The sequence below is a fragment of the Croceicoccus sp. genome, assembly GCF_983967925.1.
Genome location: NZ_CFETID010000008.1, coordinates 46,767 through 60,606, shown reverse-complemented (window position 1 = coordinate 60,606; position 13,840 = coordinate 46,767). Strand labels below are relative to the sequence as shown.

The following is a 13,840-nucleotide window of genomic DNA, read 5'->3' as shown; positions in this document are numbered from 1 at the left end:
CATATCCGGGTCGCGGGCAGTTCGGCTTTTCACCGCCCCCGCTTGCCGCTAAGGGCGCAGCCATCATGACCATTGAAATACCTCAGGCCATTCGCGGCACCCAGGACATCTTCGAGGAAGCCGAAAGCTTCGCCTTCGTCGTCGCCACGTTCGAGCGGCTGAGGCGGCTGTACCGGTTCCGCCGCGTCGAGATGCCGGTGTTCGAAAAGACGCCCGTCTTTTCGCGCTCGCTGGGCGAGACGACCGATGTCGTGTCGAAGGAGATGTATTCGTTCGAGGATCGCGGCGGCGAATCGCTGACCTTGCGGCCCGAATTCACCGCCGGGATCGCGCGCGCCTATCTGACCAATGGGTGGAAGCAGTACGCGCCGGTCCGGCTGGCGACCCACGGGCCGCTGTTTCGCTACGAACGCCCGCAAAAGGGTCGCTACCGCCAGTTCCACCAGATCGATGCCGAGATCATCGGCGCGGCGGAACCGCAGGCAGATGTCGAACTGCTGGCCTTTGCCGACCAGTTGCTAAAGGAATTGGGCATCGCCGACGGCGTGACGCTGCAGCTCAACACCTTGGGCGATGCCGACAGCCGCGATGCATGGCGCGCCGCGCTGGTCGAGTATTTCGAGGCGCACCGCGCGGATTTGTCCGAGGATTCGCAGGACCGGCTGCAGCGCAATCCGCTGCGCATCCTCGATTCCAAGGATCCGCGCGACAAGGCCTTCGTTGCCGACGCGCCCCGGATCGACGACTATCTGTCGGGCGAGGCGCAGGATTTCTTCGGCGCCGTTACCAGCGGACTGGATGCGGCGGGCGTGGCGTGGACGCGCGCGGCCTCGCTGGTGCGCGGGCTGGATTATTACCGCCACACCGCGTTCGAATTCGTGACCGACCGGCTGGGCGCACAGGGCACCGTGCTGGGCGGCGGCCGCTATGACGGTCTGATGGAAGCCTTGGGCGGTCCGCCGACCCCGGCGGTCGGCTGGGCCGCGGGTATTGAGCGGCTGGCGATGCTGGTGGGCGAGCGGGACACGGACGCCGTCGCCGACGCCATCGTGGTGGCCGAGGACGATGCCGCGATTCCCGATGCGACCGCCGCGATCGGCAGGCTGCGCCGCGCCGGCATTTCGGCGGAGATGATGGCCAGTGGCAGCCCCCGCAAGCGCTTCGACAAGGCGGTGAAGATCGGAGCCGAGGCCATCGTCGCTTTCGCCTTGCGCGAGGGCGAGGTGGCCCGCCGCATTCGGGCGGAAGGCGATGTGACCGCGCTCATCGAACAGGCGCTGGCGGACTGATCTGCCCATGAACGTCTCCGACGAACGCCTGTCCCAGATCGCACAGCGCTTTGCCGAGCTTGAGGCGCGGCTCGCGTCCGGCACGCTGGAGGGCGGGGCCTTCGTGACCGCCAGCCGCGATTACGCCGAGCTGGAGCCCGTCGCGCGCGAGGCGGCGGACGTGGCGGCGATGCGCGCCGAACTCGCCGAACTGCGCGGCATGCTGTCCGACCCCGAGATGAAGGCGATGGCCGCCGACGATATCGATCGGATCGAGCGCCAACTGCCCGGTGCCGAGGCGAAGCTGGCGGTCGCGCTGCTGCCGCGCGATGCCGCCGACAGCCGTCCCGCCATGCTGGAAATTCGCGCGGGGACCGGCGGGGACGAGGCCGCCCTGTTCGCCGCCGACTTGTTCCGCATGTACGAACGTTTTGCGGCGGAACAGGGCTGGAAGGTCGAGACGATCAGCGCGAACGCCAGCGACATCGGCGGCTTCAAGGAAGTGGTCGCCAATGTCAGCGGGCAGGGGGTGTTCGCCAAGCTGAAGTTTGAAAGCGGCGTGCACCGCGTCCAGCGCGTGCCCGTCACCGAAAGCGGCGGGCGCATCCACACCAGCGCCGCCACCGTCGCCGTGCTGCCCGAACCGGACGAGGTCGATGTGCAGATCGATCCGGGCGACCTCAAGATCGACATCTACCGCGCCAGCGGCGCGGGCGGCCAGCACGTCAACACCACCGATTCGGCGGTGCGCATCACGCATCTGCCCAGCGGGCTCGTCGTCACCCAGCAGGACGAGCGCAGCCAGCACAAGAACCGCGCCAAGGCGATGCAGGTGCTGCGCGCCCGTCTGTACGAGAAGATGCGCGAGGAAGCCCACGGCGAGGAAGCCGAGGCGCGCAAGGCGATGGTCGGCAGCGGCGACCGGTCCGAACGCATCCGTACCTATAATTTTCCGCAGGGCCGCGTGACCGACCACCGCATCGGCCTCACGCTGCACAAGCTTCCCGAGGTGCTGGAAGGTCCCGGTCTGGGCGAACTGGTCGATGCGCTGATTGCCGAGGATCAGGCCAAGCGCCTCGCTGCCCAGAATGGCTGATGGATGACCGTGCCTGAAACCGTGTCGTCCGCGCTTCGCGATGCGGCGCTGGCGCTCTCCGGCGTGACCCCCGCGCCCCGGCTGGAAGCGGAATGGCTGATGGCCCACGCGCTGGGCTGTTCGCGCTCCAATCTCTTGCTGCGGCACATGGGTGACCCCGCTCCGACCGGTTTTGCGCCGCTTCTGGCGCGGCGCGCGGCGGGAGAGCCGATTGCCCACGTGACGGGCAAGACCGAGTTCTATGGGCTGCGTTTGCGGGTCACCCGCGACGTGCTGGTCCCCCGGTCGGACACCGAATTGCTGGTCGATCTTGCGCGCCAGCATTTCGCGGACCATCCGCCGAAGCGGATCCTCGATTGCGGCACGGGGTCGGGCGCCATGCTGCTGGCGGCGTTGTCAGTCTGGCCGAATGCGCAAGGGACCGGATTGGAGCGCAGCGCCCCTGCGCTGGACATCGCGAAGACGAACGCGACTGACTTGGGCATCGGTGACCGTGCCGATATGCGGGCTGGCGACTGGACTGTGCCCGACTGGTCGGACGGGCTGGGTCAATTCGATCTCGTGCTGTCCAATCCGCCCTATGTCGCAACGCACGACCCGGACCTCGCCGCCGATGTCGCAGCCAGCGATCCGCACGAGGCATTGTTCGCAGGCGAGGACGGGCTGGCCGATTATCGTATCCTGATCCCGGCATTGCCCCGGCTGCTTGCTCCGCGCGGGCTGGCGATCTTCGAGATCGGATCCCGGCAGGCACCCGCTGTCATGGCGATGGCGCGCGAATCGGGCCTTCGGGCGACAGCGCATGACGACCTTGCCCACCGCCCACGCGCTGTAGCGATGTGGCACGAAACCGGTGATGACCGGTAAAAAGACTTGGCACTGGCAGGTTTTGTCGATAGTCCTGCCTGTGACGAGCGATCGGAGGTAGTCCCATCGCTTTTCACTCCTCTTTATCTGTGAGCCCGCGTCCGCAAGAAGGCGGGCCCGGCAAGACGGAGAGGGCGGCTTACGCTCTTGTTGGCGTTTGCCGCTGAAAGAGGGGGCATTCCCGGTGCATTAGGCCCCGGGTTTTCCGGCTGAGTTAGCGACGCGAGCGGTGCTAACCGCAGCGCGCCGGACAGAGGAAACAACTCAATTGAACAGCAATCGTGGCAATAATCGCCGCCGTGGCCGCAGCAATAATCGGTCGCAGGGTGGCGGACAGCATATGAACCGGATCGACAGCCGGGCACGCGGCAACGCGCCGCAGCTGCTCGACAAGTATAAAAAGCTTGCCGAGGAAGCTTCGCGTAACGGCGATCGTGTCCAGGCCGAATATTACCTGCAGTTCGCAGACCATTATTTCCGCGTGATCGCCGACGGGAAGACCCGTCAGGACGAGCAGCGGCAGCGGCGTGATGACAATCGAGACAGCCGCGATTCGGATGACGATTCGAACGAGGACGAGAGCGACAACCGCGGCAATGAAACCGCGAACGAGCGTGAGCCGCGCTCGCGCCGTGAAAGCTCGTGCGACGACAATCCTTTCGTTCGCGACAACCGCCAGCGCCGCTCGCGCCGTTCGCGCGACGAGGAGCAATCCTCCGATGGCGACGAGACCGAGGGTTCGGTGAAGAACAGCGGCGGTCTCGATCCGCAGGCGCTTCCCCCTGCGATCGGCGACACCGGTGCGGCAGAGGCCGCGCCCGAAAAGCCCAAGCGCACCCGCCGTCCGCGCAAGCCCAAGGCGGAGGAATCCGAAAGCGGCGACAGCGACATGCAGCAGGCCGTCAACGGCTGAATTTAGCGAGCGGGTCCGGCGATGCAAACGGCGAAAGCCATAGCCGTGCCCGCGCGCCTGATGCCTGTCGTCGACGCGCGATGGTTCCGGCCGGCTGCGGCATTATTGTGCGGCGTTGCGGCGGCAACCGGTTTCGTGCCGCTGGGTTGGTGGCCTCTGTGCCTCGCCGCGCTGGCGGGCCTGACGGCCCTCGGCTTTTCGGCCACTTCGGCAGGCAGCGCGTTTCGCAGCGGATGGTTCTTCGGGGTCGGGCATTTCACGCTTGGCCTGAACTGGATTGCCACCGCCTTTACCTATCAGGCGGCCATGCCCGGTTGGCTCGGCTGGGTCGGCGTTTTCCTGCTTTCGCTTTTCCTGGCGATCTATCCCGGTCTTGCAGTCCTGGCCGCATGGGCGGTCACGCTGCACGGGCGAGCGCCAGAGGATCGATCGCCCGCCGCGTTCCTGCTTGCCTTTGCGGCCTTGTGGATCGGGTGCGAGTTCCTGCGGGCGACGATATTCACGGGCTTTGCCTGGAATCCGCTGGCAGCGGTCACGCTGGGCGGCTTTGATCGTCCGGGCCTTGCGATCCTCTCCCAATTCCTTGGTACCTATGCGCTTTCGGGCCTTGTCGTCCTGATGGCGGGCTGCTGGTGGCTGGCCATCATGTGGCGCCGGCGCCGGATAGCATCCCTGCTGCTCATCGTGCTTCCCGCCTCCTTGATGCTGGCTCCATGGCCCGTGGTCGGCCAGCGGGCAGGCGACCTGCCTTTCCACCTCGTCCAGCCCGACATCCGGCAGGAAGTGCTGAACGAGCCGCAATTTTACGAGCGCAATTTCGTCAAGACGATCCAGCTGTCCGGCATGCCGGCCGAAGAGGCCGAGACCCGGCTGGTGATCTGGCCGGAATCGGGCGTCCCCGATTTCCTGCAGCCCGGCTATCCCGACCGTTATTACCGGCAGGCTACCTTTGCCGCCGACCCTGAAATTGCCCGCGCGCGGATCGCGAATTTGCTGGGGCCGGGCTCGCTGCTTTTGACGGGAACAATCGACCTCGTGATCCCGCCGGGCGGGGACCGCGCGACCGGCGCCGAGAATGTGGTGACCGCGATTGCACCCGATGGCGATATCGTCGGCAGCTATGCCAAGGCGCATCTGGTGCCTTTCGGCGAATATCTCCCGCTTCGCGCATTGCTGGAACCGCTGGGTTTCACGCGGCTGGTGCCGGGCACGCTCGATTTTCGGGCCGGGCCGGGTGCGCGCACCCTCGATCTGGGGCGATGGGGCAAGGCGGGCATCCAGATCTGCTATGAAATCGTCTTTTCGGGCGAGGTCGTCGATCCCGCCAACCGCCCCGATTACATCATGAACCCGTCGAACGATGGCTGGTTCGGCGCATGGGGCCCGCCCCAGCATCTGGCGCAGGCGCGGCTGCGCGCTATCGAGGAAGGCCTTCCCGTGCTCCGTGCCACCACCACCGGTATCAGCGCCGTGATCGACGCGGGCGGCGTGGTTCGCGCCCATGTTCCGCGCCATGTCGCGGCGTCGATCGAAGGAAACGTGCCGCCTGCGCTGGCACCCACGCCGTTCGCGCGAATGGGCATTTGGCTCTCTCTGGCGTGGGGCGCATTGCTGTTCGCAATTGCGCTAGTTGCGTTGCGGCGGCGCGGGGGTTAATGACGATATAAAGAACTCTTTATACGTGCATCCGGGCCGCCGGCCCCCAAGATACCGGGATACTCCATGCGTCAGAATTTCCTCTTCACTTCGGAAAGCGTCTCCGAGGGTCACCCCGACAAGGTGTCGGACCAAATTTCCGATGCCATCGTCGACCTCATGCTCGCCAAGGATCCCGAGGCGCGCGTGGCGTGCGAAACCATGACGACGACCCAGCGCGTGGTGCTGTCGGGCGAAATCCGCTGCAAGCCGATGTACGACAAGGACCGCGACGAGTGGAAGTTCAACAATTACTGGGCCCCCGGCGCGCGTGACGAGATCGAGGCGGCGGTGCGCCGCACGGTGCGCGAGATCGGCTATGAGCAGGCCGGTTTCCACTGGGAAACGCTGACCTTCGAAAATCACCTGCATGGCCAGTCGGCCGAAATCGCCCAGGGCGTCGACGCGGACGAGGCGAGCAACAAGGATGAAGGCGCGGGCGACCAGGGCATCATGTTCGGCTTTGCCTGCGACGAGACTCCCGACCTGATGCCCGCGACGCTGGATTACAGCCACAAGATCCTGCAGCGCCTTGCCGAGGACCGGAAGTCCGGCGCGGCGCCGTTCCTTGAGCCCGACGCCAAGAGCCAGGTGACCCTGCGGTTCGAGGATGGCAAGCCCGCCGCCTGCACCGCGATCGTCGTGTCGACCCAGCACAAGCCAGGATATCACACCGGCGATAAGGAAGCCGAACTCAAGGCCTATGTGCGCCGCATCGTGGCCGATATTCTGCCGCATAATTTGCTGTCGGACGAAACGGTCTATCACATCAATCCGACAGGCGCGTTCGAGATCGGCGGACCCGATGGCGACGCCGGCCTGACTGGCCGCAAGATCATCGTCGACACCTATGGCGGCGCGGCTCCGCACGGCGGCGGCGCATTCAGCGGCAAGGATCCGACCAAGGTCGACCGCTCGGCAGCCTATATCGCGCGCTATCTTGCCAAGAATATCGTCGCGGCCGGCTTGGCACGGCGCTGCACGATTCAGCTGTCCTATGCCATCGGCGTGGCGCATCCGCTGTCGATCTATGTCGACACGCACGGCACTTGCGCCGACGGCATCAGCGATGCGGCACTGGAAGATGCGATCCGCAGCATCGAATCGCTGGGCGGTCTGACGCCGCGCGCGATTCGCACCCGTTTGCAGCTCAACCGCCCGATCTATCGCTCGTCGGCGGCCTATGGCCATTTCGGCCGGACCGCTGCGGACGGCATGTTCCCGTGGGAACAGACCGATCTGGTCGAAGAGCTGAAGCAGGCGCTGGCCGTTCCCGTAACCGCCTGAGCGGCGCCAGCTTTTATTTTCCTACTTTTGCCGGAACGGGCAGCAGGGCGGTTTTCCAGAACAGGAGCCGTCCTTCATGCCCGTTCCCGCTCAAACCGCCCCCGCCGCGCCCTACGATCCCGCCGCGCCCGATCTTACCCCGCGCATCGTCGCCGAGCTGATCGCGCATGAGGGGATCGTCGGCGAAGCCTATCGCGATTCGGTCGGCGTCTGGACCTGGAGCGTCGGGCTGACCGACGCCTCGGGCCACAAGGTCGAACGCTACCGGGATAATCCGCAGTCCCTGTCGCATTGCATGGCGGTGTTCATCTGGGCCCTGCGCCGCAATTATCTGCCGCCCGTAATTGCAGCGTTCGGCGACCGTCCGGTGGCCGAGCGTGAACTTGCCGCCGCACTGTCATTCCACTGGAACACGGGCGGCATAGCACGCGCGGAATGGATGCGACTGGCGGTGGCGGGGGATCGGGAACGGGCGCGGGCGGCCATGCTCAACTGGGCCAAACCCGCCTCTCTGCTGGGCAGGCGCCGCAAGGAACAGTCGCTGTTCTTCGACGGAGTGTGGAGCAATGATGGTACGGCGCTGGTCTATGGCGTGGCGAAACCTTCCTACCGGCCCATCGGCGGACGGCGCGTCGCGATCGACTTGCTGCTGGGAGATATCCTCGCACCGGCAGCCGATACCATTGCCGACCCGGTTCGGGCTGAGCCGGAACCCGCAGAGAGCCCGGTACCGACCGACGCGCCGGGCTCAATTTGCAAGGCCGAACAGCAGACGGGTTGGCTGCGCCGGATCCTCGGCATCGGTTGACGATCTTCGCGCCGCCATCCGATGCGGCTAGAGACGACGCTATGATTCGCGCGCTCTTCACATCGCTGGCGGCGCTGGCCCTTTCGGCTTGTGCCAGTATTGATCCCGGTCCGCCGCCGCTCACCGTGCGGGTGATCGGGATCAATGATTTCCACGGCAATCTCTTGCCGCACAAGCGCAAGAGCGACGCAGGACCGCTGACTCCCGATGGCCCGGCTTTCGATGCCCCCGTCGGCGGCGCGGCGGCACTGGCGACCGCGGTGCGGCAATTGCGGGCGCAGAACAGCGATTCGCTGGTCATTTCGGCGGGCGACCTGATCAGCGCGAGCCCGCTGGTGTCATCGTTGTTTCTGGATGAGCCTTCGGTCGAGGTGATGAACCGCATCGGGCTGGACTTCAACGCGGTGGGCAATCACGAATTCGACCGCGGATGGCAGGAATTGCTGCGCATGCAGAACGGCGGTTGCGACCGGTTCGGCCTGCGCGAGCCCTGCCGGATCGAGAACCCGTTCGCGGGCGCCGATTTCACCTTTCTGGCGGCCAATGTGACGCGCGCCGACGGATCGCTGATCTTGCCCGCCTATGGCATCAAGCGCTTTGGATCGGGTGAGCGCGAGATCGCCGTGGCGGTGATCGGCCTGCCGCTGCGCGACGTTCCCACGCTGGTGTCGCCAGCCGGAATCGAAGGTCTGCGGTTCGGGGACGAGGCGGAGGCGGTGAACGCGCTGGTGCCGAGACTGCTGGACGAGGGCGTCGATGCGATCATCGTCGCCATCCATCAGGGGTTCGAACGCGACGGCTTCTACGATTCTGGAGACGATTGCGGCGGGGCGATCGGCCCGCTGAACGATATATTGCGCAGGCTCGATCCGCGCGTCGACCTTGTCATCTCGGGTCATACGCATCGCAGCTATATCTGCGAATACAGCCAGTTCGACCCCGCGCGCGATTTCCTGGTGACCAGCGCGGGCTATGGATCGGGGATGGTGACCGATATGATTATCACCGTCGATCCCGCGAAACATGACGTGCGGGTCAAGGCGGCCGAGATGGTGCTGGTGCAGTCGGACGACCCGAATTACCGCCGCTTTGCCCCCGATCCCGAGATCGCCGCCTATGTCGCCCGTTACGAAGACGCGTCGCGGGCCGAGGCGGATCGGCCCGCCGGGCGTATCTCGGGCCCCGCACGCGAGGACGGTTGGGAGAATGCACTGGGCAACATGATCGCCGACGCACAGCTTGCCGCGACGCGTGCGAATGGCGCACGGATCGCCTTCATGAACGAGGGCGGCGTCCGCGCCGACCTTATCCCGGAAGCAGACGATGGAACGGTAAGTTTCGGTCAGATCTATGCGGTGCAGCCGTTCGGCAATGTGCTGATGACGATGGATCTGACCGGCGCGCAGATTGCCGCAGCGCTGGAACAGCAATTCACCGTGCCCGATTCGCCGGAAATCCTCTCCGTGTCGGACGGCTTTTCCTATCGGCTGAATCCCGGGGCTCCGGCAGGGCAGCGCGTGTCGGACATGCGGCTGGATGGCCAGCCGATCGAACCGGAAACCCGCTACCGCGTCACGGTAAACAGCTTTCTGGCCAATGGCGGAGACCGGTTCAGCGTGTTTACGCAGCCCGGCGACAAGACTGTCGGCCCCGTCGATCTCGACGCGTTCGAGGCATGGATCGATGGCGAGGGCGGCCGTGAATTGCCCGCGACCGACCGGATCACGATCGTCGGGGAGTAAGCGCGGGCCTTGCCTGACATCGGCAGCCGCGCCACATCGGACCGATGACCGATCAATCGCAATGGGATGACGCGCTGCAACGGGCGAGAGCGCATTCGCCCTTTCTCTCGGACCTGCTGAACCGCGAAGCCGACCTTGCCGAATTGCTGGGCAGGGGCGAAGGCGAAGCGGCCCTGCGAGAGGCACTGGCCCGCGACGATGCGGATGTCGCGGTACGCCTGCGACGCCAGCGGCGGGGGCTGGCGCTGGTGCTGGGCATTGGCGATCTGGCGGGCGCCTTTCCGCTGACGCGCGTGATGCAGGAACTCAGCGCCTTCGCCGACCGCGCGCTCGACACCGCGATGCGCGAGGCGATCGGCCACCGCCTTCCCGACCATGACGTGTGGGGCGACGCGCCCGTCGGCATGGTGGCGCTGGCGCTGGGCAAGCAGGGCGCGGGCGAGCTCAACTATTCCTCCGACATCGATCCGATCCTGCTCTACGATCCAAAGACCTTGCTGCGGCGAGAGCGTGACGAGCCGGGCGAGGCGGCGCAGATGGCGGCGCGGCGGCTGGTGCAGACGATGGGCGCCAACACGGCCGAGGGCTATGTGCTGCGCGTCGATCTGCGATTGCGCCCCGCATCCGAAGTCAGCCCGCTGGCGATCAGCTATGACGCGGCGCTGACCCATTACGAAAGCTCTGCACTGGCGTGGGAGCGGGCCGCCTTCATCCGCGCGCGCAGTGCCTCGGGCGATGTCGCCGCGGGGCAGCGCTTCCTGAATGCGATCAAGCCCTTCGTCTGGCGCAAGTCGCTCGACTTTGGCGCGATCGACGAGATTTCGCGTCTTGTCCGGCGGATCCGCGAAAGCTGTTCGGGGCCGGTCCGCCCCGGTCCGGGCTATGACCTCAAGCGCGGACGCGGGGGCATTCGCGAAGTCGAATTCTATGCGCAGACCCATCAGCTGATCCATGGCGGACGCATACCGGCGCTGCGTGTGCGCGGCACGCGCGCGGCGCTGGATGCGCTGGCGGCGGAAGGTCTGATCGGCGCGGCGGACGCGGAGGAACTGGGCGAAAGCTATGACCGGCTGCGCGTGATCGAACACCGCCTGCAGATGGTGCGCGACCGCCAGACCCACGCCTTGCCCGATGCGGCAGAGGATATCGACAATGTGGCGCGGCTTGACGGATTGCCCGATGGCGCGGCGCTGATCGCCGAATTGCAGGATGTCACCGCGCGGGTCGGCGAACGGTTCGACCGGCTGCTGGAAGCGCATGGCGGGCATTCGGCGGAAGGCGACGCGCCTGCCGCCTCGACTCCTGCCAATCTGGCGCAACTGGGTTTCGACGATCCGGCAAGGCTGGCCGAACGCATCGCCGGATGGAAGGACGGGCGGGTAAAGGCGCTGCGCTCCGACGCGGCGCTGGCCGCCTTTGCAGAGATCGAACCCGCATTGCTGACGGCGCTGGCCGGTGCGCCCATGCCCGAACGCGCAATCACCCGCTGGGAGCAGATGCTCGCGCGGCTGCCGTCGGCGTTCAACCTGTTCAAGCTGCTGGCGGCGCGTCCGGGTCTGCTCGATACGCTGGCGCGCGTATTGGCGCTGTCGCCGGCGCTGGCCGATGCACTGGCGCGGCGGAGCGACCTGCTCGACGCGCTGATCGACCGCACGGCGTTTGCGCTGCCCCCCTCGGTGGAGGAGCTGGCGCAGGACTATGCCGTCGATGCGCCGGATTACGAGGCGCTGCTCGACCGCGTCCGCCGCGAGGTCAGCGAGCGCCGCTTTGCGATGGGCGTCCAGCTGATCGACCACGCGCATGATCCGCTGGCCATCGCCGCGGGGCTTTCGCGCATCGCGGAGGCGGCGATCGACGTGCTGGCGACCGGCACGGCGGATCATTTCGCCGAGGATCATGGGCGGATCGAGGGGAGCCGGCTGGTGGTGCTGGGTTTCGGCAGGCTGGGCGGCGGGGTGCTGACCCATGCCAGCGATCTCGATCTGGTTTACCTGTTCACCGGCGACCACGAAGCGGAATCGGATGGCCGCCGGCCCTTGGGCGCGACGCAATATTTCAACCGTCTGGCCCAGCGGGTGAGCGCGGCGCTGTCGGTGCCGACGGCGGAAGGCGCGCTGTATGAAGTGGACACGCGGCTGCGGCCATCGGGCGCGCAGGGATTGCTGGCCGTCAGCACCGACAGCTTTGCACGCTATCAGCGCGAACAGGCATGGACGTGGGAGCATATGGCGCTGATGCGCGCACGGGTTCTGCATGGTCCGCCAGAGTCTGCCGCGCTTTTGGCAGGTTTTGTGCGCGATCTGGTCTCGGCCCCGCGCGATCCGGACGAATTGCGCAGCGCGGTGCTAAAAATGCGCGGCGAGATGGCGCGGCACAAGCCGCCTGCGGGCCCTCTGGACGTCAAGCTGCTGCGCGGCGGGCTGGTCGACCTGGAATTCCTGACCCATTTTCTGCAATTGCGCGAAGGCGGCGGCCCGGATGGGGCGTTCCTGACGCCCGATCTGCGCGCGGCGGTCGCGGCGCTGGGCCGCGCGGGGCTGGTGCCATCCGAACTGGTGGACGCGCATGATCTGCTCACGCGGCTGCTGGTATCGCTGCGGTTGGTCGCGCCCGATACCGGGGAACTGCCCGATGCGGCGCGGGCCGTGCTGGTTGCCAATGCGTTGGGCGGCGAAGGCGATTGGGAAGTGCTGCTCGCCGCGCTCGACAAGGCACGCCATGCGGTGGCAGAGGCCTGGGCCGAGATCTTTGGCGAGACTTTGGAGCTTTGACGATGAACGCGACCAGCACCCGTCCCGATATCGGTGATGCATTTCCCGGCCATGCGCTGGAGACGCCAGACGGCGGCAGCGTGTCGATTGCGGATTTTGCCGGGAAACCGGCCGTGCTGTTCTTCTACCCCAAGGACAATACGCCGGGCTGCACGAACGAGGCGAAGGACTTCAGCGCGCTGAAGCCCGAATTCGACAAAGCGGGAATCGCGCTGCTGGGCGTAAGCAAGGACCCGGCCAAGAGCCATGTGAAATTCATCGAGAAGCAGGAGCTGACCGTGCCCCTCGCAAGCGACACCGCGCCGGATTCGGGCAAGGACGGCCTTGCCGAGGCACTGGGCATCTGGACCGAGAAGAACATGTACGGCCGCACCTATATGGGGATGGAGCGCACCACTTTTCTGATGAAGGGCGACGGCACGATCGCGCAGGTCTGGCGCAAGGTGAAGGTCAAGGGCCACGCCGAGGCCGTGCTGGAGGCCGCGAAGGCGCTGGACTGATGCGCAGCGTCGCGCGGGCGATCCGCGATGCGCTGCTGACCGGCGATCCGCATGGCAAGGTGATGGCAACGCGCCGGGTCGCGCGCGAATGGCGGCTGGGGCGGCTCGACTGGGCGTTCGATGTCGACATGCCTGACGAGCCGGCCCGGCCCGAACGCCCCGAATTGCTGCCCCCCAACCGCATGCCGAAACGCGGACGCGGCGGATCGGAACGCGCGCGCATCGCGTTGTGGCATTCGCTGGCGCATATCGAGTTCGTCGCGCTCGACCTCGCGCTCGACATGGCAGGGCGGTTCGGAAAGGACATGGGCCGCGACTTCGTGTCCGATTTCCTGGCGGTCGCGGCGGACGAGGCGATGCATTTCGCGCTGCTGGACCGCAAGCTGCGCAAAATGGGCAGCCATTACGGCGCGCTGCCCGCGCATGGCGGCCTGTGGGAATCGGCGCGCGCAACCGCGCATGACGTGGCGGCGCGGCTGGCGGTGGTGCCCATGGTGCTTGAGGCGCGCGGGCTGGATATCACGCCCGTGATGCTGGAAAGAGTGCGGGCGCAAGGCGACGAGAACGGTGCCCGAATCCTGTCGCGAATCCTTGACGACGAGATTCGCCATGTTCGATTCGGAACAAGGCATTTCGGCGAGTTGTGCCGCGCTGTCGACGAAGACCCTGTGAAAAAATGGCAATTTTTGGTGGAAACGTATTTCGGCGGCAGCCTTAAGCCACCGTTCAACGACTCAGCGCGTGAGGCAGCCGGTCTACCGCGCAGCTACCGCGCTGGTATTGTCTGATTAACCTTTTTTACCCTAGCCAGTAACGCATGAGAGCGGCGGGGGGTTCCGACGATCTCAGAATTTTTGAAGCAGCCAGTCGCGCTGTTCCGGATGCGTACCCTT

At 66.2% G+C, this 13,840-nt stretch carries 11 protein-coding genes; all 11 read left to right on the top strand.

Annotation, left to right across the window (positions count from 1 at the left end):
• Nucleotides 1-65: 65 nt before the first annotated feature.
• The 11 genes from hisS to AC4FIJ_RS06575 all read left to right on the top strand — a co-directional run bounded on the left by hisS (nt 66) and on the right by AC4FIJ_RS06575 (nt 13,735).
• Nucleotides 66-1,289, top strand: coding sequence for a histidine--tRNA ligase (gene hisS, locus AC4FIJ_RS06625; protein WP_490335926.1), 1,224 nt, complete (start codon nt 66-68; stop codon nt 1,287-1,289).
• 7 nt (nt 1,290-1,296) lie between these two features.
• On the top strand, nt 1,297-2,364 hold the full coding sequence (gene prfA / locus AC4FIJ_RS06620; RefSeq protein ID WP_490335925.1) for a peptide chain release factor 1: 1,068 nt from the start codon (nt 1,297-1,299) through the stop codon (nt 2,362-2,364).
• Nucleotides 2,365-2,367: 3 nt separating this feature from the next.
• Complete coding sequence (prmC, locus tag AC4FIJ_RS06615; RefSeq protein WP_490335924.1) at nt 2,368-3,231, top strand: peptide chain release factor N(5)-glutamine methyltransferase; 864 nt, start codon at nt 2,368-2,370, stop codon at nt 3,229-3,231.
• A gap of 268 nt (nt 3,232-3,499) precedes the next feature.
• The gene (locus AC4FIJ_RS06610; protein WP_490335923.1) at nt 3,500-4,144 is read left to right on the top strand and encodes a DUF4167 domain-containing protein; all 645 of its coding nucleotides are present in this window, start codon (nt 3,500-3,502) and stop codon (nt 4,142-4,144) included.
• A 21-nt stretch (nt 4,145-4,165) separates the two neighbouring features.
• The gene (gene lnt, locus AC4FIJ_RS06605; RefSeq protein WP_490335922.1) at nt 4,166-5,800 is read left to right on the top strand and encodes an apolipoprotein N-acyltransferase; all 1,635 of its coding nucleotides are present in this window, start codon (nt 4,166-4,168) and stop codon (nt 5,798-5,800) included.
• 66 nt (nt 5,801-5,866) lie between these two features.
• Complete coding sequence (gene metK, locus AC4FIJ_RS06600; protein ID WP_490335921.1) at nt 5,867-7,126, top strand: methionine adenosyltransferase; 1,260 nt, start codon at nt 5,867-5,869, stop codon at nt 7,124-7,126.
• 76 nt (nt 7,127-7,202) lie between these two features.
• Entirely contained in the window at nt 7,203-7,934 is a 732-nt protein-coding gene (locus AC4FIJ_RS06595; protein WP_490335920.1) for a lysozyme, read from the top strand.
• A gap of 41 nt (nt 7,935-7,975) precedes the next feature.
• Entirely contained in the window at nt 7,976-9,676 is a 1,701-nt protein-coding gene (locus AC4FIJ_RS06590; RefSeq protein WP_490335919.1) for a bifunctional metallophosphatase/5'-nucleotidase, read from the top strand.
• 44 nt (nt 9,677-9,720) lie between these two features.
• Entirely contained in the window at nt 9,721-12,447 is a 2,727-nt protein-coding gene (glnE, locus tag AC4FIJ_RS06585; RefSeq protein WP_490335918.1) for a bifunctional [glutamate--ammonia ligase]-adenylyl-L-tyrosine phosphorylase/[glutamate--ammonia-ligase] adenylyltransferase, read from the top strand.
• A gap of 2 nt (nt 12,448-12,449) precedes the next feature.
• Nucleotides 12,450-12,947: a peroxiredoxin gene (locus AC4FIJ_RS06580; RefSeq protein ID WP_490335917.1), complete on the top strand. Its 498-nt coding sequence runs from the start codon at nt 12,450-12,452 to the stop codon at nt 12,945-12,947.
• Nucleotides 12,947-13,735, top strand: coding sequence for a ferritin-like domain-containing protein (locus tag AC4FIJ_RS06575; protein WP_490335916.1), 789 nt, complete (start codon nt 12,947-12,949; stop codon nt 13,733-13,735). Before AC4FIJ_RS06580 ends, AC4FIJ_RS06575 begins: the two co-directional genes overlap by 1 nt.
• The last annotated feature ends 105 nt before the right edge of the window (nt 13,736-13,840 follow it).